Below are 22,828 nucleotides of genomic sequence, written 5' to 3'. Positions count from 1 at the left end.
CCGTGGCCCGGCCTTCAGGGCCTGACGGCCCTGAAGGGTCCAGTTCGCTCCGCGAACTGGACGGACGGCGTGCGCTCCGCGCCCGCCTGAGGCTGGCTAGGAGAGGGGTCTGCTGGGGTGGTGACGGTCCGTCAAACCTGGGTGTGGGCTGGCGAGTTCGGTCGCGGGCAGGCCCCAGTGTGGCACGGTCGGCCACTTCGGGGCGGCTCTTCCCAAAGTGTGCGTCACACTACTTTGATCGGATAGGTTAAGGGCTGGCAGGCTAGTCCCAGATTGGCCGGTTCAGGCTTTCGGCAGGGCTTCGTATTTCCGGGTCGTATCGTGCGTCATCCGCCCCACCGGATGAATCCTGGCCTCACTGGGTATCCCCTGGTGTGCGCCAGATCCGGTGCCTCGGGCCGGTCGGGAAAGGGTGGGTTTTGGTGTCGGTAATGCCGCTGTGGCCTCATCAGGTGGAAGCCGTTGACGGGGTGATGCGGGCCTTGCAGGAGCCGCCTGGTGGCATTCCCGTGCAGGGGCTTCGGTGTCAGGTGATTGCCGCGACCGGCTCGGGCAAGACCCTGATCGGGGTGGCCTCCGCTCAGCAGTTGGGCGCCCGGCGGGTGTTGGTGGTGGTGCCGTCGCGTGACCTGCTGCTGCAGATGACCGCCGCGTGGCGGGCCGGCGGCCGGTCGGGGGCGATGGTCGGCCTGGCTGCGATCGAGGCCAAGGACGCGCGCGGTATCCCGTGTACGACCGACCCGCGTGAGCTGGTGTCCTGGCTCGACGGACTGACGGGCCCAGTCACGGTGTTCACCACGTACCACTCGCTGGGCTTGGGGAAGCTGGAGACTGCCCACAAGGCAGGACTTCCCGCGTGGGACCTGGTCGTGATCGATGAGGCGCACCGCTCGAGTGGTGATGGTTCGAAGCCGTGGGCGTTCATCCATGACCAGGCGCGCGTTCCTGCAGTCCGTCGGTTGTACATGACGGCGACGCCGCGGATCTGGGAGGCCCCGGATTCCGGTGAGGGCGCGGGTCGGTTGGTGGCGAGCATGGACCCGGAGGGGTCGGAGATCTTCGGGCCGGTGGCGTACGAGATCTCGTTGTCGGAGTGCATTCGGCGGGGGCTGATCGCGCCGTACCGGGTGATTTGCCTGGATATCCGTGACCCCGAATTGCAGAAGACCCTGTCCACCGACGTCCAGGGCTCGGATGCCGTGCGTGGGTCCAGGTTGGCGGCGTTGCAGACGGGTGTGCAGACGGCAGCCGCCGACAAGGGCCTGCGGAAGGTGCTGACCTTCCACTCGCGGACCGGTGAGGCGGAGGCGATAGCCGTGGGCCAGGGCGACGTCGCCGCCCGGCTCCACGAGGAGGACCCGGACCGGTTCCCGGATCCGCGGCGGGTGTGGGCGGACTGGCTGTACGGCCAGCATGCCCCCGGCCGGCGCCGGGCGACGCTGGAGGAGTTCGCCTCCGACGTGATCGAGTTCGAGGACGGGAGTCAGCCCGAACCGGCCGTACTGCGGCTCTTGAGTTCCGTTCGTGTGCTCGGTGAAGGCGTCGATACGGCGAATTGTGATTCCGTTGCTTTTTGTGATGCGCGGGGGTCGATGGTCGATATTGTGCAAATGGTCGGGCGCGCCCTTCGTATGAAGCCTGGTGAGGCGAAAATGGCGTCGCTGATCGTTCCGGTATTCCTGAAAGAGGGTGAGGAGCCCGGGGATATGCTGGCGTCGGACTCGTTCGGGACCTTGGCGAAGATCCTAGGGGCGCTGCGTGCGCACGATGCGGAGACGATCGAGGCGCTCGCTGATCCCCGTGTGCGCAGCGGGAGTTGGGACGGGGAGGATGAGGACCTGGCCGTCGACGACAGAGGTCTGGACGGGCCTGTCGACGACACGGCGCTGGATGGGCCTGCCGGCGACGAGGAGGCGTTCGATGGGCTGGGTGATGACGCGGACAGCGAGGACGCTGGAGAGCGGGTGAGCGACCGGGCGGCGGGGTTGTTGGAGTTCTCCACGCCGCGTGATCCGGCGTTGTTGGCGCGGTTCGTTCAGTTGCGGGTGATCGAGCCGGAGAAGGCGTACTGGGTGCGTGGTCTGGAGGCTGCGGCCCGGTGGGTGGAGGAGCATGCGGGGGCGGCGTTGAAGGTGCCGTACGACTTCGTCGCTCCTGCTCATTGGGCGCATCCGGGGTTTCCGTTGGGGGTGTGGCTGGCTGATCAGCGCAAGTACTACAACGCCGGTGAACTCTCCCGGCAGCGGGTGGAGCAGTTGGATCGGCTGGGGATGGTGTGGAGTCACCAGGAGCTCGCCTTCGAGGAGGGTCTGGCTGTCGCGCGGGCGTGGGCGGCCGTACACGGGCACTTCCTGCCACCTGCGGCAGCGGTGTGGCACGGTCACCCCATCGGGACCTGGGCAAAGAACATGCGGGCGGTCGGGCGGGAGTGTCTGGCGAACATCGCTTCCGGGGTTGAGGGTGAGGCGGTGTGGCTGGCCGGCTCGATGACGGCGGCCCGGTGGAAGGCGCTGGAGGAGGTGGATGCGGGGTGGTGTCCGGTGTGGTCGGTGGCCTGGCAGCGCTCTTTCCGGCTGGTCCAGAACCGGCTCGCCGCGGGCGGCAGCCTCCCGATGGCCGCGGGTGAAGTGCTGGTCCAGGGCGTGGACCTCGGACGGTGGGTCAAGGCGCAGCAGACCGGCTGGGACCGGCTTGTGCGGGCGCAGCAGTACCTCCTGGAGACCTTCCTCGGCCTGGCGCCCGCCGGGCCTGTGGAGGCGCCGGTGGGGGTGTTGCGGGGGCCGGAGGCAGCTTGGGCGCGGAACCTCGCCGCAGCCCGGCAGTTCCACGCGCGCGAGGGGCACCTGAAGGTGCCCCGCAAGCACGTCGAGCATCTTGTCGGCAGCGGGGCCGACGCGGGCGGGCCCGGGGACGGGGAAGGAGGCGGTGCTGAGGGCGTGGTGGCCATCCGGCTGGGGCAGTGGCTGGACAACACCCGCCGTCGGGCGGCGAGGTTGAGCGAGCAGCGGCGTGCTGATCTGGCGGCGTTGGGCGTGCCGTGGACGGAAGGCGCGGCATGAGCAGGTGGGAGTCGGAGGAGGGGGACGGCGCCATGGCGCGGGCGGTGCTGGAGGTACGGACCGGGGCGGCGTGGGACGCGTGGGCGGTGGCCATGGCTGCGCACGTCTTCCTCAACCCTGTCGACCGTGCCCGGTGGGAAGGGCGGGGTGAGGACCGGCTGGACGAGCAGTTGCTGCCGGTGCTGTGGGCGTCGGTTCATCCCTCGGAGCGGGCCGGGTACGCGGCGGTACTGGAAGCCTTCACCGCCCGGCACGAGGAGCGGCTGGGGCGGCTGTTCACCGACTACGGGCCCGCCTCCGCGATCGCGGGCTCGGGCCGGTACGAGGTGTTCGGCTACCCCGTCAGCCTGCTGATCCTGGAGCGACTGTCCGGGGTCGGCAGCCGGTTCAGGCTGCGCGCTTGGTGGCAGAGCGAGGGGCTGGACCTGCGGTGGCTGGAGGACGCCGACCACGGGTGGGGTGGGGCGGTGTAGCGGGTGTGGGCCGTGCGTGGGTGGTGGGGCGGGTGGGGTCAGTGGTGGCCGTTGTTCTGGTCGTCGGGGTTGTCGGCGGAGGCGTTCCCTGGCCCGGTCCTCTACCCGGTCGGGGAGGTGGGGGACGGTGCAGGTGCAGCGCTCTGCGCTGGCGCCCAGGGTCCCGGCCCGCACGCCGACCGCTCACTCCCCCGCCGCGACCGGGCCCACCGAGGGATAGAACCACGCGGGCAGAACCGTCTCCGCGTCCACGTGAGCGGCCAGGACCTCCCCCACGGACACCCCGCGTGCACTCGTCAGCGTCGCACCCTCCAGGTAGGCGCCCGTCAGCGTCGCACCCTCCAGGTTGGCGCCCGTCAGCGTCGCACCCTCCAGGTAGGCGCCCGTCAGCGTCGCACCCTCCAGGTAGGCGCCCGTCAGCGTCGCACCCCCCAAGTCGGCGTCCATCAGCGTCGCAACCACCAGGTTGGCGCCCGTCAGCGTCGCAACCACCAGGTAGGCGTCCATCAGCGTCGCACCCCCCAGGTAGGCGCCCGTCAGCGTCGCACCTCCCAAGTCGGCGGCGGTGAGGTCGGCGCCTGCCAGGTTGGCTCCGGCCAGGTGGAGCCCGGACAGGTCGAGGTGTTCGCGGTGGTCGACGTGGGTGCGGGACGCGGCCCGGGTCAGGGCGGTGAGCGCGGCCTGGACGTCCGCGGCCAGCTCCTCGGGCCGCACCGGATCGGGCTCGTCTTCCGGCAGAGGCCCGATCGCCACCGAGCGCGCCCGGGGGGCCTGGGCTCGGATGAAGTGGCCCAGTACCCGGGCGGCGTCGGTGGCGGCCTGCTCGGGGGCGTCCTGGACGATCTGCTCCAGGGCGAGGATCCCGCCGATCCGTACGTAGACCTCCGGGGAGCCGAGCCGTTCCAGGGCCTTGGTGAACCGGTCGGTGATCTGCCCGCGCCGGGTCAATCGGTAGGTGCGGGCGGTGTAGAGCAGCGCGACCCCGGCGCCGAGTGCGGCCACCAGCGCCACCAGCGACGTGCGCAGCCCGGTGACCAGGGCGGCGGAGCCTTTGCGGAGTTCGGCGTCGTCCAGGTACTTGCCGTCGAACCAGTGCGGCCCCTGCCAGATCAGCAGCGGCAGCCCGATGACGAGGAACAGTCCGCCCGCCGCTACGCCCGCCACCAGGCCCCGGCGCCGCCACAAGGCCGCCCGTCGCGCCAGCTCGCGACGCTGTTGAAGACCGGTCAACTGCGCGAACTCGTCCCGGCGTCGCTGCCGGATACGCCTCGGATGCCGCACCGCATCCGGAAGGGAAGGAAGATTCATTCCCCGACCATGCCCCCAACCCGCCTGCGCGCGCCGGGAGTTCGGCCACCACGGCGGCCGGTTCCCCACCCGGGGTGTCAGGTCAGGGGTAGTCCCCGCGCCACACCCACACCCCGTCATCGGGGGCGTAGGCCCGTATCAGCTCCGGAGCTACCACCCGCGTGCGTCGTGGTCCGGAGCCGCCCGCTCGTGCAGAGTGCGGGTCGGGCTGGCCGGTCAGGGCCGCCCGGGTCCGGGCCGCCCTCCGACGCTGTCTGACCCGCCTCTTCTTTCGGCGGTGGGCCTGTGGCCGGAACTCAAAACTGTCCGCGGAGGATGGCGTCGAGGGTCTCCGTCTCCTCGCGGTACTGCAGCTCGTCGTAGTCGCCGACGTACCGGCCGTCGACGAAGACCAGGGGGATGGTGCGCGTGCCGGCCACCTCGTAGACCTGGTCGCGGTCCGCCTTGTCGAGCTGGGCCATGTCGCGCTCCTCGTAGGCGAGCTGCTTGCTGTCGAGCAGCCTCTTCGTGCCCTCGATGTCCTTCTTGATCTTCAGAGAGCTCGTAGCGCTGCTGGAGTAGACGACGATGCTGGACATGCCGGGGCCTTTCTCGTGATCATCTTCGGTCCTGCGGATCACATCACGACGCGAATGCCGGCGGGTGCGACTTCGGAAAACCCACTCCCCGGCACAGCCTTCACCGAAAGCGGGGCCCGGCCCGGGCAGGCTGCGCGGCGTCGGTCACAGATACGACAGACCGGGGTCCTCCAGCGGGACGTGTGAGACGACAGACCAGTTGACGCCTCCAGCGACAGCACGGTGTCAGCGCCGAAGCAACCACCGTCGGCCGCCCCGCACTGCCGCACTGACAAACCGTGGGGAATGCGCCAAGTCGTCTGGATGCGGCGTTGGCCGGGCGGGTGGTGGATAGGCTCTCGGTTATGGCAGCGCAGGGGGTGCCGTCCGCCGAGACCGTTCAGGCGGTCACGGACTGGGTTCGACAGCAGTGCGCGCAGCTGCGGGACGTGGCACCCGTGGGTGACGCCTTCCAGGAGCGGCTGCGGGCCTCGAGTGCGGTCAGTGTCTCGCGCGGGATGGAGCAGACCGCGGAGAGTGCGTGCCGTTCGCTGCTGTATGAGCTGGGCCGGGAGAAGGTCAGCGACGTCGCGGTGAGGACCTTTTGGCAGGCGCTGATGGGTGTCGCGCTGGCGGCCGGGGACTGGCACAAAGCCCCCGAAGACGTCCGTGACGCTGTGGGCGCGTTCCTGGACAGGCAGTCCTGACTCTGCCCGGCCTGCCCCGGGGAGATGGCCGCCCTGGGTCGGCTCCCGGGTGACGGGTCGGGGTGTGTTTTACGGGAATTCCGGCTGTGAAGCGCTTGCGGGCGCTCTACCCTGGTGAATGAACGTAGAGGTGCCGGGCGGTGACGCCCGGACCTTCGTTGAGGCTCCCGGTCCCCGAGCCGTGCATGCCCGAGACCGGCTGGAGCCGCATCGCCGACAACGCGGCCCCAGCCTCCGCTCTCCCGTGCGCGTGGCTGACCGGCGTGGCCTCCCGCGGCCCCGCCCGCCACGCTGGGGAGAGCATCTCGCGCGAGGACGCCGGGCACATGGGGAGCCACCCCGTCCTCGCGCATCCCCTTCCGGTTGCCGCCGGTTAGGACAGCGGCAACCGGAAGGGACCACCCCCAGCCTCCCACTCCCGCCACGCCACGTCCGCCCATCACCGCGACCAGTTCGCTGCGAAGGGGGATGAGGCTGGTTTTCGCACTCCCGCCTGGGCCCCGGCCTGCAGCGGGCGCAGCAGTACCTGCTGGAGACCTTCCTCGGCCTGGCGCCCGCCGGGCCCGTGGAAGAGCCGGTGGGGGTGGTGCGGGGGCCGGAGGCGGGGTGGGCGCGGAATGTGGCCGCGGCCCGGCAGTTCCACGCGCGCGAGGGGCATCTGAAGGTGCCGCGCAAGCACGTCGAACACGTGCGGGACGGCGCTGACGGCGCGGGCGGAGACGTACCCGGGGAAGCAGGCGGAGCTGACGACCTGGTCGCCATCAAGCTGGGCCAGTGGCTGGACAACACCCGTCGTCGGGCCGCCAAGCTCAGCGAGCAGCGGCGTGCTGATCTGGCGGCGTTGGGCGTGCCGTGGGCGGGCGGCGCGGCGTGAGCAGGGAGGCGGAGCGGGTGGGCCGGTTCAGTGGTGCGGGGCTGGTGCTGGGGCCGGTGGAGGGGCGGGCTGCGGCGTTGTGCCGGTACACCGGTCATCTCGGGGCCGGGCACAGTGCGGTGACGCTGGCGGTGGTGGAGGGGGCGCTGGGCTTCGCCGAGGAACTGGAGGGGGTGGAGGACGTCGCTGAGTTCGAGGAGCTGTGGTCGGCCGCCCACGTCTGGGGCCAGGTGCCGTCGCCGCATGTGACGCTGCCCGAGCTGGGGGCCGCGAACGAGGCCGTGCTGGAGCACGTGGAGGGACTGCTGAAAGGACTGGCGCCCGAGGAGTTGCGCGAGGTGGCCCTCGGGCTGTCGGTGGAGCAGGGCATGGTCGCTGTGGCGCTGGAGCAGGTCGAGGAGGCCGCGGCCGGGGGCCGGGAGTTCCGTGCGCAGTCGGTGGCGGCGTTCGAGCAGGAGATGCTGCTGAACGAGGCGCGGGCCGCAGACGCGGTGGACGTGCTGGTGCTCGACGAGCCGGGTGGCTGGCCGCCTGTGCAGCGGGCCGCGCTGGTGCTGGCGCTGACGTGGGACGTGGCGGCCCTGGTCGGGTACGCGGCCGAACTCGCGGCCGCCGGAACGCTCCCGGCGCCGTTGTTGTGGCAGGCCGCAGGGAGCGGGCATCTGTGCGCGGGGGTGCGGGTTCCCGTGCCGGGCACGGATCTGCTGGTGTGGTCCCGGCTCAACGCCCAGGAGTTCGAGGGCAGGGCGCTGTTCGCCCAGGCTCATCAGCTGGGGCTGTGGCAGTGGCGCCTGGACTGGCAGGACGGTGACGGCGCCGTCGTGCCGTACCGGGCCGGGCACGCCCCGAGCCGGACAGCGGCACAATGGCGGGCCGGACAAGCTGTGCGCGAGATGCTCGCGGATCCGTACCGGGCCAAGAGCCCCGTCACCGGCACCTGGCTCATCGAGCCACGATCGGCGTGAGCAGAAGGAAAGCGGTCGAAGCCGCCGCCAAAGCGGACGGTCAGACCGAACGGGTCGGCGATGCGGGCGAGCTGGACGGTCGTGCCCGCGCTCTCACACCACAGCTCCAGCACCTGCGCCTGGCCCTCCTGGCGGTCGGGGCGGTAGGCCGCGGCGGAGGTGGTTCACCAGGCGCCCGGCGGCGACGTGGCAACGGGGGCGCGCCCGTTGGCGGATCAGGGAGCGTCGGCGGAGGTGAGAGCGTGGTGGCGATCCGGCTGGGGCGGGGGCTCGCCAACAGCACCCGCCGCCGGGCCGCCCAGGCTCAGCGCACAACGACGGGCTTCCCTTGGGGCTCGCACGCGGTGCACGGTCTGCGGCAGCGGCCTACGGCGTGGGGTTGCGCGAGTGGGTGTCGGTGTCGTCGGGCAGGGCGCGCTGGTGGCCGCAGGGGTAGTGGACGGCGCGGCGGCCCGGATGCAGCTCGGCGTCGCCGCCGGTGCCGCACTGCGGGCAGGTGACGGGCCGGCCCTGGGCGTAGGCGGTCCGGAAGTCCTCCCACTGTGCGGGTGTCAGCTTCCCCGGCCTGCTCATCCTCGCGCCCCTTGTTCGTACGGTGTCCTGCCGGCCGGTACGGACCGTTCCCGGCGGCGTCATGGCTCTATTCCAGCTCATTCCCGAGGCGGGCGGCTCGCGGATGCGCCCAGGGGTGGCCGGAAGAGGAGGGGGCGGGGGCGCGGTGGCGCGGCGTCTTGCGGGCTCCGGAGGGGCGGGATCCCATCCGCCCTGCGTGGGTGGTGGGGCGGGTGGGGTCAGTGGTGGCCGTTGTTCTGGTCGTCGGGGTTGTCGGCGGGGGCGTTGACGGTGCCGCTGCCGGCGCAGGCGGTGCAGTCAACGGTGTGGCCGCTGGTGGTGATCGTTCCCTGTCCGGCGCAGGTGGTGCAGGTCGCCACGGTGGTTCTCCCAGGTCGCCAGGGCTCCGGCGAGGCGCTTGATCAGGCGGCGGCGCAGCTGGTGCTCACCCCTAAGGCCCCCGCCGCGCTCCGCCGGATCCTGCGCGCCTACCAACACGCCCACCGCCGAGTCCTCTACCTCGCCACCGAACCCGTCCTACGCCAACTCCACGGCCGCCCCGGACCCGGCGGGCACTGGACCGACGGCCTCGGCCAGGACCTCGGCCTCCTCCCGCCCGGGCCACCCGACGACACTCTTATCGGGCTACTCGCCATCCGCCCCTACATCCCCAACGAACCGGCAGTAGCCCGCCGGATAACCCAGCAGGCCGCCCGGCACCGCTGACGGAGAACAACCGCCGAGCACGGGCTGCGGCGCAGCCGCGGGGGGCTGTCCTGTCCGTGGGGCGCTCGTTTCCCTGGCCTGCGCCGGTTGCGCTTCATGCGCCTGCCGGGAGCCTGCATGGTGTGGTTCCGGTAGGGACACAGATGGTCTGAGCGGCTCATCTTCCGTGGGGAGGTTGCCCGGAACCCGGGCGCATGAGGCCGCTGCAACTGCTCATTACGCGCTCCCCTGGCCGGAGTTCCCCCAGGAAGCGCGCATGCCCTCAGTGTTCGCGTCCCTCTGCTGCTCGGCGCTCCGACGCTGGCCTGCGATGGCGCGGGTATGCGGTAGTACGCGTGTCAATGGGAGCCTGGGCTGGTTGAGCCCACCTCCATGTGGCGTCGGGTTATCGGCATCCCCCATGCCGGGCTTCCCCTCTCAGAGGCTGATCTACAGGCCAGGGCGCACCCGGCGGTGCGCTCTCTTCGCGGTACCCCTTCGGACGGAGAACGCCCCATGACCGCTCCCCCCGCCGCTACCCCGTTGTCTGCCGCGGACATCCGCGTCAGCGTGGAGAAGATCCTGCACACCTTCCTGACACGGCCCCACTACAGCGATTCGCGTCTGGAGCAGGCGGTGGGCGCCCTGCGTGCCTTCGTGCTGCGGGGCGGCAAAAGGCTGCGGCCGCTGATGTGCTGCGTGGGTCACCTTGCCGTCGCCGGGCATCCACCGCCGCTGCCGGTGCTGCGGGCGGCCGCGTCGCTGGAGCTCTTCCACGCCTTCGCCCTCATCCACGACGACATCCTGGATGCCTCCGACACCCGGCGCGGAGGGCCCACCCTGCACCGCGCGCTGGCCCCCGGCGGTCCCGGCCGCGAACCCAGCGAGGCTGAGCAGCGCGACGGGATCGGACGGGCGCTGCTGATGGGTGATCTGGCTCTGGTGTGGTCGGACACCATCCTGCACACCTCCGGGCTGACCCCGGACCAACTGGCTGCCGTGCGCCCGGTGGTAGACGCCATGCGCGCAGAGATCGTGGGCGGGCAGTACCTGGACGTGGCCACCGCCGGCGATGCCCAGGCCTGTGTGGAGACCGCGCTGGTCGTCATCCGGTACAAGACCGCCAAGTACACCGTGGAGCGGCCCCTGCATCTGGGGGCGGTCCTCGCGGGCGCCGGACCGTCGCTGCTGGAGGAGCTCACCGCCTACGCCCTGCCTCTGGGCGAGGCCTTCCAGTTGCGTGATGACCTGCTAGGGGTGTTCGGTGACCCGACGGTGACAGGCAAGTCGCGTCTGGACGACTTGCGCGAGGGCAAGCCGACTGTGCTGATCGCCTTGGCCCAGCGTGCCGCCGCGCCCGCCGAGCGCCGCCGCCTGGATGAGCTCCTGGGCCGCGCCGACCTTGAGGACGTCCAGGCCGAGCAGATCCGGCAGATCCTCACCGCCTGCGGAGCCCGCCGCCAGGTCGAGGACATGATCGAAGAACGCCGTCGGCGTGTCCTGCACCAGCTCGCCCATGCCAGCCCTCTGCATCCGGCCGCAGTCGAACTGCTGCGCTCCCTCGCCGATTCCGCAACACGGAGGACGGCATGAGCAACGCCAGACCCGCCGGTTCGAGTCTGTGGCCCGGGCTGCCATCACCTGGCGCCTTGAGCAGAGGTGAAGGATCCTCTCTGGCCGGAAGGGACATTCAACGATGACGTCGTCGTCTCCCGAGCCCCCTCGTCCAGGGCTCCTCTGCCAGTCTGACCGCTGAGGTCGGGGCGCGCGGCCCCGGCGTGCAACGGGCCAGCCTCGGCTCCTCTCGCACCGACTCTCCCTCCACGGCCTGGGGCAGGAACAGGAACTCGGCCCGGCCCGGATCGGCGCGCTGCTTGACCCGCTGATCGCTGCGGATACCGGGGCGATGACCCTGCGCACCGCCTGCGCTCCGGGTACGTGGACACAGCGGTGGGGCGAGCCTTTCGGGGCGCAAGGCGGAGTCTGCCAATCGAACGGTGTTCGCGTGGCTGGATGTGAAGAGCGGGCCGGTCTGCGGGCCCGCTGCTGTTCAGAGAACGATCTGCCGCGCGATGTGCGGGTAGGCGACCATGCGGTCGAAGACCCGGAAACGAGTGAGCTCGATGATGCAGCTCAGATATCCCATGGTGGCGCGTTGCACAGCGGTCGCGGTGGCATTGTCCTGTCGCCGTACGGCGACATACTGAAGCTTGTCCATACGGAGGAACATCCGGGCCGACATCCGGGATGCCTCCTCGGGTGGGGTCTGCCCGTGGTGCAACTGCACGGCGAGGTTCCACATGCTGGCGACCAGTACGGCTGCGTCGTCGAGGAGCTCGTGTCCCGCGAGCGGAGCAGCGGTCTTGATGACGTGGCGGACGGTGTCCTTCGCGCAGTAAGCCGAGGGAGCTTGATCGCACTCCCGTGCCAGGAACACCATGATCTTGTCCCGGGCTTGCGGGTCCCGGCGCAGGTCCACGATCCGGTTCGCCCACTGCTCAGGGGCCCGGCCCTGGCTGCCTGGTGGTGGGGCGAAAGACTCAGGGTCGCCGGTCGCATTGATGACCCACGGCTGGATCTGCCAGTCCGGCGTGAAGATCATCCGCTGGAGGTCGGACGGCACGGGACGGCAGACGAAGGCATCAATGCTCTCCGGGTCGGGGACCGCCTCCTGGTAGATCGCGTACGACGCCAGCGCGTTGTAACGGGGAATCAGGCACACGTACGCGACCATCCCGACGCCGCTGTCAGACGCCTCGGCGTGATAGGCGTAAGGACATACACACGCGCACGAGACATCGCAGCCCGCTGTCAGGGCCCGCGTGACAGGTACAAAACTGCCTCGGTACCCGTACCGTACCGCCTGAACCAGCTCGTTATAGCTCTCGCCTTCATGGGCGTCGTTCCATACATCGGTCGCATCGTTGAAGCGCATGACCAGATCCAGGCCCGCAATGGCACCGGGACACTGGTCAATAACCCTCTGGATACGCCCGTGTAGAAGTCCCTTGCGGCCCGCGCGAGCCTGGTCGATGATCGTGTACCACGGGTACACACCACCATCCAGGTAGCGGCAGCGCACATACTCTTCCGGGGTCAGCGGGGCCTCCGCGACGTCTGGCCTCGCCTGCTGGTGCCGCCGGAGGAAGGACTGGGCGGCAACACCGACACTCCTGCGCAGATACGCGGCGTCAGCCCTGCGATAGGCGGCCACCGATCCCACCGCCAGGTCCCTCAGTGCCCCGGGATGGAGGTGGCTGTAGGGCTCCTGGGCGAAGTCGATGCCCACGCACAACGACGTGAGGCCGGAGATCACCTGCAGGTGGTCTCCGCAGATGCCGTCATAGGCACTCCAGCCGGCAGGCGAACCCCATTCGGTAGTGGCGTAAAGGATCTCCGCGACCTGCCTGTCCACACCTAGTTCAGTCATGATCACTTCTTTGAACTGTTCGTCGTAACGGCCCTTCGAAGGAATCCCTACGACCGGCCGCTCGCTCTCGGGCAGCGCCCGGGTCTCCGGAGTCGCGGTCACGAGCGTGGTCTTCCATCCGAACCACTCTGGGATCCCGGACATTGACTCGATGGTCGCGAAGGGCGTGATGTACGGGCCGCCGGGAATGGCGTCTGGTGCGGGATCACTGGTGTCCCGGTAGACCAGCCGGAATTGCAGTTCCGTGCGGATACCCGCCTCCGTGATCGTCTCGCAGATCATGCCGACCGGGTGATGAAACACGGCCGAGACCTGCGACCAGGGCACGGACAGCAGGTCAGCGATCAGGCCCCCAGTTACCCGATCGACTGTGGCGATGGTCTGCGTGAGACGCGGCGAGAGCCGAAGGCCACGATATGCGCCCTTGTCTCCCTTGTGCTCGACGTCCCCGTTGGCCTCGGTGAGCGCGGAGACCAGAGTGTGATAGTCCACGTAGGCAAACTTGTCGATGACCGTCTTATGGCCCGCGCCGTCGTGTGTCGCCAGCTCCGACAGCACCCGGGCGAAGTCCGTGACGACGTCCCCTTCGTCGGGATACTCGCCGGGGTGGCAGTGCCCACACCAGCCCGTCGCGTCCTCACGACCGCAGGGCCGCTGCGAGCCCTGCTCACCGTAAGCGAGCAGCCGGTAGCCACCACTGCTCAGGATCCTGATCCGGTCGGCGTTGCTCACGGGTTCCTCCAGACGGAGTGTTCGGTCAGTTGCCGCAGGTGCTCGGTCACCGTCGTGGGCAGGGATACGGCTTCGGGCACTGGTCCCCGCAGCACGCGCTTGGTCCGCGGCGGTGCGCAAGAACGGCCTTCAGCGGCCAGGCAGCCGTCACACGCGTCGACGGTCACAGGGTGGCGGTGAGCCCGTCGGAGGTGCCGTCGGTGTCGGTCCGCGTACTGCACCCAGCCCACTTCAGCGGTCCCTCCCACGAGAACGGCGACGAGGCGGGGCGGGGCGGCGGAGTAGGGCAGCACGTACTGAAGTCGGGAACGGAACGGGCTTCAGCACATCCCTGCTGACCGTGCTGTGCGCGTCGGGGCAGGTGACTTCCATAGAGGACGGCTCCCACGCTTCGGTAGCGGCACGGGTAGCTGGCTTTCAAGCGGCGCAGAGCCACCGCGGCATGCACAGTGGCGCGATGGTGCATGAACGACTCTCTGGACGGGTGGAGGAGCCGCGCTCACCCTCAGCTCCGCCACATATTGCTTTCTCACAGATCATGGACCAACAGTTCACCATCCAGCATGACGTCAACCAACACCCCCAGCAGGCGCATCGGAAGCTTCAGGGCGTGCAAGCAGGCGCAAACCCATAACCCGGACACCAAGCCCGGCTCGGCGTCGGCGGCGGGGGCGTCGGTGGCGCGGGGGGGCCGTCGCCCCAGACTGCCTGCCACTCGATCAGCGCCTCGCGCGCGTCTTTTCGACGTCCAGTAGCAGGCAGCGCGCACGCGGTCGGCCGGGTCATCGGGCAGCCGTACAGGCAGGGTCTCGGCGGGACCGCCCACTGCGGGGACCGCGTTGGCGTGCACCCGACCCTGGCCGGTGCCCACCGGACGCCCGGGCGCGGAGGCGTCGCCGTCCGGGACCGGCCAGTCACAATCCCACCCCCGCAGCGCCAGGACGTCGCGGACGGCCTGAGGTCACCACCAGGTCGCGGGTGCCGCGCAGCGCCTCGCGCCGCCGCGTCACCTCCCGCAGGTGCCCGGCCCGGCGGGCGGCACGGTCGGCGCCCTCCGGTCAGGCGGGCAGCAGCCGTAAGCGCGCGAACTCCGTGATCGAGGCGCGCCACTCATCCAGCCACGCACGCTCACGGGTGGCTTCGGCCGCCACGACGTCGGCGAGCAGCGCGCAGGACCCGGCGGGGACCTCGACCGTGACCATGACCGTGGTGGACATGGCCGCACGGTAGCAACGCGCCCGCGCCCGCCGTCGGCCGTCGCCCGGCCGGGTGACGGCCGGGTCCTCGCGTACGCGGGCACGAACCTAACCGCCGCACCCCAATTCGACCTGCTTCATGGGTATTTGACAGGTTTGGGACGTTGCGTAATTGTCTGTCGGCATACCTCCCGGGGACCGGCCCGGGGCGAGGCGGAGGAGCAGTCGTGATGTGGACACCCCAGGACGTAGCGCGCGAGCTGTGCCAGAGCAGGGCGGAGGGCCTGGACGCGGACAGGATCCGCGAGGCGATCGCGCAGGAGCGGGCGTTCGGCGCCGCAGCGGACGGCCCGCTCTCGCCGGAGGCGCGGGAGGCCCGGGCGGCGAAAGCCGAAGAGTGGGACCGGATCCTTACCCTGCCGGCCGTGCGGGGCCTGGACGTCTACCGGGTCGCCGACGACCCGGACGCCACCGCGTGGGCCGCCGACCGCGCCACCCGCAAGCACTTCTGGCTCGCGCGGCACGCACAGTGGCGCCAGGACCAGCGCGACCAGGACCACGGCCTGCCCGTCCACCTCCACCTCGGGGAAGCAGCCGGCCAGCGCCTCCGGTCCCTCGCGGCCGGTGCCGGAGTGAGCGCCGAACGCCTCCTGGTGCTCCTGGCCGCCCGCGCCCGGGCCGACACGGACGGCACGGTGAGCGTCCCCGCCTTCCACCCCAGCGGGGCCGCGACCGCACCGTACGAACCGGCCGCACCCGCCGCCGTGGAACGGCCGTATGTCCGCCCCACCCGGTACCGGTAGGGGCAACGGGCGGGCTCTCGCCTGCGGTCGGGTTCAGCCGTAGGCGAGGTGCTCGACCGCGATCAGCTGGGCGGCGCCGATACGGCCCGGCTCCAGCGACAGCAGCCACGGCAGCAGCTCGGGTGTGGCGTGCAGCTCCTCGTAGAAGCCCAGCCGCAGGTCGGCGAGTTCACCCTCGATCAGCCAGCACTGAAGCGCGTCGGCCAGGTGCAGGTCGGCTGCCTCGGTGCGGGTCTTCGCCCACGCCTCCAGCCAGGGGGTGAGCGTGCCGGTGGTGAGCGGGCTCTCCGTCTCCGTTGCCGGGTGTCTGCGCTTCACCGTCTGGGGCGGGCGCGGGCCTGCTCAGACCTGGGCGGGTGCTCGTGGGGGCGCACGGCAGCGGTAGTCGGCTGCGGGGCGGGCGCGGAGGGCGGCTTCGTGGATCTGGCCTGTGCTTCGAGTCGGTCGCGAAGTTCGGTGAAGATGCCGGCCATGCGCCGCGCATGGGGCAGTGGATCCTCTCTGGGGTGGGCCCATGGGCTTCCCGGCAAGAGCTGAGCCCGGCCGGGGAAGGCGGTCAGCAGTTGCGTGAACTGCTCGTCGCACCAGGAGGGCACCCACGACCCTGACCGGCACAGGAATACGGCATCGAACGGCACCGCCGCCGCACCGCCGTCGTCGACGCTCATGTGCACAGGGATCATGGGCGGGTGGGAGTCGCCGTTCGGGCGCCAGGACGGGTAGGTGAGGGCAAGACGGCTGCCGTTCGCGTGGTGGACGAGCATCCAGTCCTCGCACGAGAACTCCCCCGCCTCTGCCCATTCCTCGAAGGACGCCGGACCGTAGGTGTGGGGATAGCCGCTGTCGTGGTGGGCGTCGAAGAGGTGCACGTCCTGCCACGCGGCGATCTGAAGATCGAACAGCGCATAGTCGCGCGGACCCAGGCGCCCTGCGTGAAGGTTGGAGTCCGCGTAGAACAACAGCGGGTCGTCGCTGGTGAAGGTGAACCGTTCCCAGAAGTTCTCGTAACCCTCGCAGCGGGGCAACTCGATGCCGGCCCGCACAAACTCCTCCGCGCGGATCGGCCAGATAACCTCGCGCAGCAGGTGGTTCTCCGCATGGGCCCAGTCGTACAGGCCTGCATCCCCGCGGTGCGGAGCGGCAAGGCCCTCGAAGGGATTGTGGAAGAAGAAATCGAAATCAACCACGAGTAGCCGGCCACGCCGCTCAACGGACACCGCGTTCCCTCCCCGCTCCCCCGTCGAATGCCCCAAGTCCATCGTCGCAGGCTGTGGAAGGCGATCAGGATGAGGCGCCAACCGGCCTGCCGCCGCCGGTCGTTCGGTCACCTCGGCGGTCGGCCGCCCCTGGGACGTCAGGTCAGCGGGGTGTTCGTGCATCTGTGGTGCAGGGATGCCAGCGCCGTGTCGGCGCTGTCGGCGGGGAACCGCCGCAGCACGGTGTGGTCGTGGGTGGTGATGAGGTAGTGGTCGGCGAGGTAGGAGAGGTCTCCCCAGGGTTCTCGGGTGTGGGCGCGGAGCAGCACGTCGCCGCAGCCGGTGCAGGTGATCCACGGGAGGAGGACGAGCGTGGACGGGTCCGCTGCGGTGTTCGGCACGGCGCCCGGGGGGAGGGGCGTGGCGTGGGCGGTCAGTTGGAGGGGGCTGGGCTGTTTGTCGCCGGGGCACGCCAGGATCTGCGGGGTGAGGGCCTGGCGTGAGTTCCAGGCCTCGGCCAGGACGCTGAGTTGGGCTCGGGTCGTCTCGCTGATCGGGATGCGGCGGTCGGCGAGCGCGGACACCAGCATGGCGAGCGCGGCTTCCTGTTCCCCGATGCTCCAGCAGTCCCGGACCTCGCGTTCCTGGGGCTGCGGCAGCAGGCGGGCAAGCTGGTCGAACAAGGCCTCGTCGTCCATCGGGCCCACGTTACCCACAGACACGGACACCAGCGCGGCCGAGCCGGCTCGAGCGGGCTGTTCTGCCCCGCGGCGTGCACCCCTGGCAGGCCCGGTGCCCGGTGTCAGCCGGGCTGGCGTACGGCGGTCTCGGCTGTGTGCAGCCAGTTCAGGTACCAGTGAGTGAAGGTCAGTGGAGCTCCGCTCTCGTCGTGGAGCGGGGTGAGGTCGACGTCGTCGACGCGCAGGTCGGACCAGACGGTGCCGCGGTGGGTGCCGGTGATGACCAGCCACTGCCGCTGGGCGCATCCGACGTGGGAGATCACGATGGCGCCCGCGGTGCGTTCGGGGGCGAACAGCAGCGTTTCCCAGCGTGCGTCCCATGCCTGAAAGGCGTCGTCGAAGTCCTCGATCTCATCGAAGTCCTCTTCTTCAGGGCGCTCGGCGAGCAGGGCGGTGAGGTGTGCGGGGTCGGGGCCATGGTCGGGAAAGGGGCGGGCGAGCGTGGACAGGTCGGCCAGGTCGGCGCCGTCTCCCTCCCAGCGCCAGCGGCCCTGCACGCGGCGGACCGGGAAGAGTCCGTACCCCGGACCCGCGCCGCCGGCACCCACACCGGTAAGGAAGCCGCGGTAGTCCTCGGGCAGCCGTACGCCTATCTGCGCTTCGAGTTCGGCGAGCTGGTCCTCGCTCAGAGGGTCTTCGAGGACCCATCCGTGCCCGCGCGAGCCGAACACCGTGCCACCCGACGAGTCGGCGGCCAGCGCGGCCACACGCCGGCGGACCCCGTCCCACTGCTGATCAGTCATGCCCAGACCGTAAAGGGGAGCACTGACAACCAGACCCCGCGCGAGCGTTCCCGCACAACGGGCGGCCGCCCCGACCCAGGCGCGGAGAGGCGCGGTCAAGGCAGGGTGCCGAGTCATCCGGCGTCTGCTGGCGAGATGAAGAAGCAGCTTCCGCCAAGGGCCAGCGGGTACTTGACCATGGCCTCGCATCCAAGGGCAAGGCCGCGCTGGAAGCAGGAGAAGACCAGACCTGTGCAGCTGCGGGAAAGCTGTGGCGGGGGCCGGGGGTACGGCGGTACTGGCCGTACGCACCCACCACCCGGGCACCCGTTCCTGAAGCCCGGGCGGCCCTGGCCTGGCCCGCAGGGGATCCGGCCGCCGGGGCGTGGTGTCTTCGCTCGCGCCCCGGGCGACACCGGGCCGGAAAAGCTGTGGTGGGGGTGGGTGGTTCGGGGTGATGCTGCGCGGATGAGACTCATGGGGGTGACGGCCGCGGCAGGATGCGCGCTCGCGGTCATCGCGGTGGCAGGCTGCACGAGCGGCGGGGCGGACGCGCTGCCGCAGGATGTGCCGCCGGAGGTGGTGGCCTCGGCCGGTGCGGCGGTGGAGGCGGAGGCGACGCGCTCCCCGACACCGGGGACGCCGGAGGAGGACTTCGACGCCGTCGCGCTGGAGAGCGAGTTCCTCTTCGACGGGCAGGACACCGGCTCGGCGTCCCAGGCGATGAAGCGGTACTGCGAGCTGCTCGGCGCAACAGAGGTCGCCGGGATGCCGCCGGCCCAGTGGCTGGCGGAGAGGGAACTGGTCAGGGAGGACGCCGAGGAGATCCTGGCGTACGGGGTGGACCGGTTCTGCCCGTCACGGGCCGCGACGCTGAAAGCGGCGGTGGACGGCGGCTACGAGCGGTGGTTCACCGACGGCACCTACAAGGTCGGCGCGGGGGCGAAGCAGATCCCGGCGGGCACGTACCGCACGACGGAGACGCTCAGGAACTGCTCCTGGGAGCGGACCTCGAAGTCCGGGACGACCCTGGGCGAGCAGCATGCCGGCTCCGCACGGTCGGTGCAGGTCACAGTACGGGCCGGGGACGGGCAGTTCACCACCCGCTCGTGCGGGTCCTGGCGGCCGGTGAAGTAGCAGGCGCCCGGCGCCAGCGGACGCGCGCCCCCCGGGGAGGGATAAAGCCGGTCCGCGATGTCGCGCGCACAGCAACGGCGGGCAGTTCAGGCCCGGCACCCCGCGCCGCCACAGCCGTACGGTGACGGTAGGCCGGGTGAAGAGGGCAGCTGCGATACAGGGGAAAGGGGCCATGGCCTTGAGGACTGTGGTGGTGCTGGCCGCGGTGTGGGCGGCGGGGGCCGCGACGTTCCGCTGGTGCTGGAAGACGTGGCGGAGGGGCAACGACCGTCTGTGGGCGGACCGGTGGGGCTCGCTGGGCTGGACGCTGCTGGTCACGGACCTCGCGGTCATGACGACGCTCGCCGCCCTGGATGTCACGCAGGCGGTGACCGAGCTGATCGCGGTGGGGCTGTTCCTGGCGGCCGGCGCGTGCGCGGTGGGCAAGTCCGTCGCCGTCCGCCGGGCCGACACCGCCACCCGGTCCCTGCGCGGCAGCCTCGGCCTCCCCCTCGCCCGCCGCCTGTGGCGCCCGGGCACCGTGGCCGTGTGGTGGCTGACCGCCGGCTCCGTGTCCATGCTCACGTGGCTCACCGTCGAGGCGCTCCAGTCCGCCCACGACGCACGCCCTGCGGTCGTAGGCACAGCGGAGGGCACGTCGCTGCCTGAGGGCTTCATGACCACCGGGATCGTCCTGGTCTTCCTCGGCCTGGCTCACTGCGTGCTCCAGGAGGAGCGGATCCGCCGTGAGCAGCGGCGCGTGCGCCTCGCCGAGCAGCGCTACCTCGACGACAGCCCGCCGGCGGATCCGGGGCCTTCCTAGGAACACCCGCGACCACGCTCTGCCCGTCTGTGGCTGCTACGGACAGGTGGTCAGGGACGGTCGCCGCGCCAGATCCACACCTGCTCCCCGGAGCCGTCAGGGACGTAGTCCGAGCGACCGCCCGCCCCGTACGTGCCGAGGTCGTTGACCAGCAGGGCGCCGTCGGCGAGTTCGGCGGGCTGCTCCCCGGTGATGTCCAGGAGCAGGCCGTCCAGCGGGCCGCCCTTGAGGGCCACGTAGGCGCGGCCCTCTCGCGCGTAGCCGTCGGGGTCGTCCGGGGCGTAGCCGTACACCCGTGCCCGGGCCGGGCCGCTGTCCATGTCAGCGCTCCCCGGCCGGCAGCGCGTCGCCTGCCCGCACGGCCGCCCAGCGGGTGCGGGTGCGGGTGCGGGCCGGCTCCTGGCAGGTGCTGATGGTGCCCCGGCGTGCATCGGGCAGCGCTGCGGGGTCGCCGCAGGCCGGCAGGCGCAGGGCGCGGTGCAGGGCCTGGCGGGCGGACTCCACGTCCAGAACTCGGCGGACAGTCTCGGGCACGGGCAACTCTCCTTCGTACACGCGGTGTTCACGGCCGGCGCGTGTTCTGGTCACCGTCTCACGGGCCCGGGCTGCGGTGCGGGTCATCGCCTCAAGCGTCTCCCCGACCCCTGAACTGCCCTGGTCCGTCAAGGTGGTGGACGGGGCCAAGGTCTTCCAGCCTGAGTTCAGGGATCGCGTCCAGTGGCCGGACGGTGTACCCGGCCACGCGCATGCAGACCGGGTTGAGGAACAGGGCCGCCCACTCGCCCGAACGGTCCGGGCCGCCGTCCTCGCCCCGTTTCAGGAACATCCCCCGTAGCACCACCAGGTAGCGCACCTCGGGCACTGATCCGACACCGGGGCCGTACAGCGCGGCCATGCCCGCATCCCCCGTGGTCACCACCATCCGCACCTCCCACGGATCCGGGTCACTCCACTCCAGCACCCAGGACCGCACCACCGCCCGCACCCGCTCCAGTTCGCCCTCATCCACCAGCACTCACCTCACCCCCGCTTCCCTGCCCGGCCTTGCCTGACGGTCCCAGCAGCCGGCCAGAACAGCCAGCACGCCCCTCGGCCGAGCCCGGCCCCCGGGGCCTGAACGCAGGCGCGCGGTGCTGTTGCGGCGTATCAATTGGCCTATCAATTGCCAGGCCCGCCTGCTACGCCGCAGCACCGGCCACCGCCGCCGGCGCACGGCGCACGGCGTCCCTCCAGACAGGACCGGCAAGGCCCTGAGCCAGCCCGTTCGCACCCTGCGCGTCCCGGTGTCCGCGGGGCTGGCTGCGGGTAGAACCCGCGCGGACGGTCCGCCTCCGCCGCCCGCAGCAGCCGGGCCCGGGTCCCAGGCGAATCGTCACGCCGACCATACGAACAAGGGTGCGCCCATGATGACGTCAGCAGGACCCACACCACCTCCCCAAGCAGCAGCCCTCGGCGGGGACATATCGCATGGCTTGGGGCGGGAGGAACTGGCGCAGCGGGTACGGGAAGTGATCGCGAACATCCTCGAGCGGGATCCCGGGACCCTCACCAGGGCGGCGCGGCTGGTAGATGACCTGGGCTTCACCGCGGAGACGCTGATCGACCTTGCGTCGTTTCTGGAGGTGGAGCTGTCCCTGGACGGCCTGTACGCACAGGCCCGGGGGTGGGTGACGGTCGGGGATGTGCTGGACGGCGTCGGCCGCCACTTGAGCGACGGCTCGGCGGGCGCGCCCGGGCCGGCGAGTAGCCGGGGCTGACCCGGGCGGCGGCGCGCCGGGCGCAAGTGCCTCCCGAGGCGCGCCGAGGTGGGGGTGGCCGGGTTCGGGTGTGCAGAATCGGTCATTCACGCCGCGTGGCGCTTCGCGGGTGGTCATGGCGGATACGGTCTGCCCATGGATACGCGGGGGGCGCCCACCGAGCCGGTGGTCGAAGCGGTGACCGACTGGGTGCTGCAGCAGTGCGAACTCCTGCGCGAGGTCCCGGCCGGGGAGGGATTCCAGGAACGCCTGCGCGCCTCCAGCGCCATCGCGATCTCCCGCAGCACGGAACAGACCGCGCTCAGCGCCTCGAGGTCGCTGCTGTACGAGCTGAGCCGGGAGAAGGTCAACGACGTGGCCGTGCAGGTGTTCTGGAAGGCGCTGATGGGCGTCGCCCTCGCGGTCGGCGAGTGGCACCAGGCCCCCGCCGACGTGCGCCGCGCGGTGGAAGGCTTCCTCGGCCAGCAGAACTGAGTCGGGCGCCTGCTGCGGCGGTCCGGCGTCCGGCCATGCGGTGGTCACCGCCTGCAGCCGCAGCAAGCCGCCCAGGAGGTCAGGTGCCCCAGCGGTGGGCCGGGTTGTCCTCAACGATCCGAACCAGCGCCGCGACCGCCTCCTGCGCGTCGTACGTGGCCAGGACGACCACCGGGTCGGGGGTGGCGAACAGGACTCCGCTGAACACCTCGTACAGCGGGCGCGGGTCGTCGTCGTAGACGAAGTACTTGATCCCTCCGGGGGCCTCGTGCACCACCTCGGGCGGCTCAGGGCAGAAAGCCAGCCCGTCGTACAGGCGCAGGTAGTTGTGGCTGGGCACCGGATGCCAGGCGCTCAGCGCGCTCGCCCGGGCCGCCCGGACGAGCTCCATGGGCAACGCGAAGCGGCTCTTGCGCGCGGGGTCGTTGTCCGAGCGGGAGAGCTTGTTCCACGATCCCTCCAGCGACCACCAGTCGACACCTTGTGCCATGGCGGCAGCATGCAGCGCCCCGTCTGCCTCGGCAAGACCTGGATCAGACGTGAAGAGCCCGGGAGGGACCAGGACGCGAACCTGGCCGGGCCGGGCGGTCAGTCCCGGCTGGCCGGCTGCCCCGCGCGGGTTCTACCCCAGCGCCGGGT

At 70.9% G+C, this 22,828-nt stretch carries 26 protein-coding genes; 12 read left to right on the top strand and 14 right to left on the bottom strand.

Annotation, left to right across the window (positions count from 1 at the left end):
* The first annotated feature begins 431 nt into the window (after nt 1-431).
* Both ABT160_RS30150 and ABT160_RS30145 read left to right on the top strand, forming a co-directional pair.
* On the top strand, nt 432-3,059 hold the full coding sequence (locus ABT160_RS30150; RefSeq protein ID WP_351651074.1) for a DEAD/DEAH box helicase: 2,628 nt from the start codon (nt 432-434) through the stop codon (nt 3,057-3,059).
* Nucleotides 3,056-3,532 carry a hypothetical protein gene (locus ABT160_RS30145; RefSeq protein ID WP_351651072.1) on the top strand — a complete coding sequence of 159 codons (477 nt, stop codon included), beginning with the start codon at nt 3,056-3,058 and terminating at the stop codon, nt 3,530-3,532. The genes ABT160_RS30150 and ABT160_RS30145 overlap by 4 nt, the downstream gene beginning before the upstream one ends.
* A 183-nt stretch (nt 3,533-3,715) precedes the next feature.
* Here ABT160_RS30145 and ABT160_RS30140 read toward each other — a convergent pair whose 3' ends face one another.
* Nucleotides 3,716-4,762: a pentapeptide repeat-containing protein gene (locus tag ABT160_RS30140; RefSeq protein WP_351651071.1), complete on the bottom strand. Its 1,047-nt coding sequence runs from the start codon at nt 4,760-4,762 to the stop codon at nt 3,716-3,718.
* Nucleotides 4,763-5,136: 374 nt separating this feature from the next.
* Nucleotides 5,137-5,418: a glutaredoxin family protein gene (locus tag ABT160_RS30135; protein WP_351651070.1), complete on the bottom strand. Its 282-nt coding sequence runs from the start codon at nt 5,416-5,418 to the stop codon at nt 5,137-5,139.
* A 344-nt stretch (nt 5,419-5,762) separates the two neighbouring features.
* On the opposite strand from ABT160_RS30135, the gene ABT160_RS30130 reads away from it, so the two are divergent.
* The 3 genes from ABT160_RS30130 (at nt 5,763) to ABT160_RS30120 (ending at nt 7,943) form a co-directional block, all read left to right on the top strand.
* Nucleotides 5,763-6,104, top strand: coding sequence for a hypothetical protein (locus ABT160_RS30130; protein ID WP_351651069.1), 342 nt, complete (start codon nt 5,763-5,765; stop codon nt 6,102-6,104).
* A gap of 565 nt (nt 6,105-6,669) precedes the next feature.
* The gene (locus tag ABT160_RS30125; protein WP_351651068.1) at nt 6,670-6,978 is read left to right on the top strand and encodes a helicase associated domain-containing protein; all 309 of its coding nucleotides are present in this window, start codon (nt 6,670-6,672) and stop codon (nt 6,976-6,978) included.
* On the top strand, nt 6,975-7,943 hold the full coding sequence (locus tag ABT160_RS30120; protein ID WP_351651067.1) for a hypothetical protein: 969 nt from the start codon (nt 6,975-6,977) through the stop codon (nt 7,941-7,943). Before ABT160_RS30125 ends, ABT160_RS30120 begins: the two co-directional genes overlap by 4 nt.
* Nucleotides 7,944-8,309: 366 nt before the next feature.
* Here the strand turns inward: ABT160_RS30120 and ABT160_RS30115 are convergent, their stop codons facing one another.
* A complete protein-coding gene (locus tag ABT160_RS30115; RefSeq protein WP_351651066.1) occupies nt 8,310-8,516 on the bottom strand; it encodes a hypothetical protein in 207 nt (68 codons plus the stop codon).
* Between the two features lie 218 nt (nt 8,517-8,734).
* Nucleotides 8,735-8,875, bottom strand: coding sequence for a hypothetical protein (locus ABT160_RS30110; RefSeq protein WP_351651065.1), 141 nt, complete (start codon nt 8,873-8,875; stop codon nt 8,735-8,737).
* Between the two features lies 1 nt (nt 8,876).
* On the opposite strand from ABT160_RS30110, the gene ABT160_RS30105 reads away from it, so the two are divergent.
* Together ABT160_RS30105 and ABT160_RS30100 are read left to right on the top strand one after the other, a co-directional pair.
* The gene (locus ABT160_RS30105; RefSeq protein WP_351651064.1) at nt 8,877-9,221 is read left to right on the top strand and encodes a hypothetical protein; all 345 of its coding nucleotides are present in this window, start codon (nt 8,877-8,879) and stop codon (nt 9,219-9,221) included.
* A 495-nt stretch (nt 9,222-9,716) separates the two neighbouring features.
* Nucleotides 9,717-10,793 (top strand): polyprenyl synthetase family protein, encoded by a 1,077-nt coding sequence (locus ABT160_RS30100; RefSeq protein WP_351651063.1) that lies wholly within the window; start codon nt 9,717-9,719, stop codon nt 10,791-10,793.
* 457 nt (nt 10,794-11,250) lie between these two features.
* Here the strand turns inward: ABT160_RS30100 and ABT160_RS30095 are convergent, their stop codons facing one another.
* Nucleotides 11,251-13,362: a hypothetical protein gene (locus ABT160_RS30095; RefSeq protein WP_351651062.1), complete on the bottom strand. Its 2,112-nt coding sequence runs from the start codon at nt 13,360-13,362 to the stop codon at nt 11,251-11,253.
* 1,058 nt (nt 13,363-14,420) lie between these two features.
* Nucleotides 14,421-14,579 carry a hypothetical protein gene (locus ABT160_RS30090; protein WP_351651061.1) on the bottom strand — a complete coding sequence of 53 codons (159 nt, stop codon included), beginning with the start codon at nt 14,577-14,579 and terminating at the stop codon, nt 14,421-14,423.
* A 209-nt stretch (nt 14,580-14,788) separates the two neighbouring features.
* On the opposite strand from ABT160_RS30090, the gene ABT160_RS30085 reads away from it, so the two are divergent.
* A complete protein-coding gene (locus ABT160_RS30085) occupies nt 14,789-15,361 on the top strand; it encodes a hypothetical protein (RefSeq protein ID WP_351651060.1) in 573 nt (190 codons plus the stop codon).
* A 33-nt stretch (nt 15,362-15,394) separates the two neighbouring features.
* Here ABT160_RS30085 and ABT160_RS30080 read toward each other — a convergent pair whose 3' ends face one another.
* The 4 genes from ABT160_RS30080 to ABT160_RS30065 form a co-directional block, all read right to left on the bottom strand.
* On the bottom strand, nt 15,395-15,679 hold the full coding sequence (locus ABT160_RS30080; RefSeq protein WP_351651059.1) for a hypothetical protein: 285 nt from the start codon (nt 15,677-15,679) through the stop codon (nt 15,395-15,397).
* Nucleotides 15,676-16,578 (bottom strand): hypothetical protein, encoded by a 903-nt coding sequence (locus ABT160_RS30075; protein ID WP_351651058.1) that lies wholly within the window; start codon nt 16,576-16,578, stop codon nt 15,676-15,678. The genes ABT160_RS30080 and ABT160_RS30075 overlap by 4 nt, the downstream gene beginning before the upstream one ends.
* A 137-nt stretch (nt 16,579-16,715) precedes the next feature.
* Nucleotides 16,716-17,255, bottom strand: coding sequence for a hypothetical protein (locus ABT160_RS30070; RefSeq protein WP_351651057.1), 540 nt, complete (start codon nt 17,253-17,255; stop codon nt 16,716-16,718).
* A gap of 104 nt (nt 17,256-17,359) precedes the next feature.
* The gene (locus ABT160_RS30065; RefSeq protein WP_351651056.1) at nt 17,360-18,040 is read right to left on the bottom strand and encodes an SMI1/KNR4 family protein; all 681 of its coding nucleotides are present in this window, start codon (nt 18,038-18,040) and stop codon (nt 17,360-17,362) included.
* 447 nt (nt 18,041-18,487) lie between these two features.
* Here ABT160_RS30065 and ABT160_RS30060 point away from each other — a divergent pair, with 447 nt between their 5' ends.
* Together ABT160_RS30060 and ABT160_RS30055 are read left to right on the top strand one after the other, a co-directional pair.
* Complete coding sequence (locus tag ABT160_RS30060) at nt 18,488-19,156, top strand: Rv1352/Rv1906c domain-containing protein (protein WP_351651055.1); 669 nt, start codon at nt 18,488-18,490, stop codon at nt 19,154-19,156.
* A gap of 172 nt (nt 19,157-19,328) precedes the next feature.
* Nucleotides 19,329-19,958, top strand: coding sequence for a hypothetical protein (locus ABT160_RS30055; RefSeq protein ID WP_351651054.1), 630 nt, complete (start codon nt 19,329-19,331; stop codon nt 19,956-19,958).
* Between the two features lie 50 nt (nt 19,959-20,008).
* On the opposite strand, the gene ABT160_RS30050 is transcribed toward ABT160_RS30055, so the two are convergent.
* The 3 genes from ABT160_RS30050 to ABT160_RS30040 form a co-directional block, all read right to left on the bottom strand.
* Nucleotides 20,009-20,278, bottom strand: a complete 270-nt coding sequence (locus ABT160_RS30050) for a hypothetical protein (protein ID WP_351651053.1) — start codon at nt 20,276-20,278, stop codon at nt 20,009-20,011.
* Between the two features lies 1 nt (nt 20,279).
* Entirely contained in the window at nt 20,280-20,492 is a 213-nt protein-coding gene (locus tag ABT160_RS30045; protein ID WP_351651052.1) for a hypothetical protein, read from the bottom strand.
* A gap of 91 nt (nt 20,493-20,583) precedes the next feature.
* Complete coding sequence (locus ABT160_RS30040; RefSeq protein WP_351651051.1) at nt 20,584-20,973, bottom strand: hypothetical protein; 390 nt, start codon at nt 20,971-20,973, stop codon at nt 20,584-20,586.
* A gap of 493 nt (nt 20,974-21,466) precedes the next feature.
* Here ABT160_RS30040 and ABT160_RS30035 point away from each other — a divergent pair, with 493 nt between their 5' ends.
* Together ABT160_RS30035 and ABT160_RS30030 are read left to right on the top strand one after the other, a co-directional pair.
* Nucleotides 21,467-21,715, top strand: a complete 249-nt coding sequence (locus ABT160_RS30035; protein ID WP_351651050.1) for an acyl carrier protein — start codon at nt 21,467-21,469, stop codon at nt 21,713-21,715.
* A 135-nt stretch (nt 21,716-21,850) separates the two neighbouring features.
* On the top strand, nt 21,851-22,189 hold the full coding sequence (locus tag ABT160_RS30030; protein WP_351651049.1) for a hypothetical protein: 339 nt from the start codon (nt 21,851-21,853) through the stop codon (nt 22,187-22,189).
* A gap of 79 nt (nt 22,190-22,268) precedes the next feature.
* Here ABT160_RS30030 and ABT160_RS30025 read toward each other — a convergent pair whose 3' ends face one another.
* Complete coding sequence (locus tag ABT160_RS30025) at nt 22,269-22,679, bottom strand: hypothetical protein (RefSeq protein WP_351651048.1); 411 nt, start codon at nt 22,677-22,679, stop codon at nt 22,269-22,271.
* Between the last annotated feature and the right edge of the window lie 149 nt (nt 22,680-22,828).

The organism is Streptomyces sp. NPDC001941 (assembly GCF_040296945.1).
In the GTDB taxonomy this organism is placed as follows: Bacteria; Actinomycetota; Actinomycetes; order Streptomycetales; family Streptomycetaceae; genus Streptomyces.
The sequence above is the reverse complement of the archived record's forward strand: the minus strand, read 5'-3'. Positions and strand labels throughout refer to the sequence as shown.

Coding starts and splice junctions, on each gene's coding strand:
- ABT160_RS30060 (WP_351651055.1), top strand. CDS start 18,488: ATGAGACTCATGGGGGTGACGGCCGCGGCAGGATGCGCGCTCGCGGTC.
- ABT160_RS30070 (WP_351651057.1), bottom strand. CDS start 17,255: ATGGACGACGAGGCCTTGTTCGACCAGCTTGCCCGCCTGCTGCCGCAG.
- ABT160_RS30050 (WP_351651053.1), bottom strand. CDS start 20,278: ATGGACAGCGGCCCGGCCCGGGCACGGGTGTACGGCTACGCCCCGGAC.
- ABT160_RS30025 (WP_351651048.1), bottom strand. CDS start 22,679: ATGGCACAAGGTGTCGACTGGTGGTCGCTGGAGGGATCGTGGAACAAG.
- ABT160_RS30065 (WP_351651056.1), bottom strand. CDS start 18,040: ATGACTGATCAGCAGTGGGACGGGGTCCGCCGGCGTGTGGCCGCGCTG.
- ABT160_RS30090 (WP_351651061.1), bottom strand. CDS start 14,579: ATGTCCACCACGGTCATGGTCACGGTCGAGGTCCCCGCCGGGTCCTGC.
- ABT160_RS30135 (WP_351651070.1), bottom strand. CDS start 5,418: ATGTCCAGCATCGTCGTCTACTCCAGCAGCGCTACGAGCTCTCTGAAG.
- ABT160_RS30145 (WP_351651072.1), top strand. CDS start 3,056: ATGAGCAGGTGGGAGTCGGAGGAGGGGGACGGCGCCATGGCGCGGGCG.
- ABT160_RS30150 (WP_351651074.1), top strand. CDS start 432: ATGCCGCTGTGGCCTCATCAGGTGGAAGCCGTTGACGGGGTGATGCGG.
- ABT160_RS30130 (WP_351651069.1), top strand. CDS start 5,763: ATGGCAGCGCAGGGGGTGCCGTCCGCCGAGACCGTTCAGGCGGTCACG.
- ABT160_RS30115 (WP_351651066.1), bottom strand. CDS start 8,516: ATGAGCAGGCCGGGGAAGCTGACACCCGCACAGTGGGAGGACTTCCGG.
- ABT160_RS30030 (WP_351651049.1), top strand. CDS start 21,851: ATGGATACGCGGGGGGCGCCCACCGAGCCGGTGGTCGAAGCGGTGACC.
- ABT160_RS30055 (WP_351651054.1), top strand. CDS start 19,329: ATGGCCTTGAGGACTGTGGTGGTGCTGGCCGCGGTGTGGGCGGCGGGG.
- ABT160_RS30085 (WP_351651060.1), top strand. CDS start 14,789: ATGTGGACACCCCAGGACGTAGCGCGCGAGCTGTGCCAGAGCAGGGCG.
- ABT160_RS30100 (WP_351651063.1), top strand. CDS start 9,717: ATGACCGCTCCCCCCGCCGCTACCCCGTTGTCTGCCGCGGACATCCGC.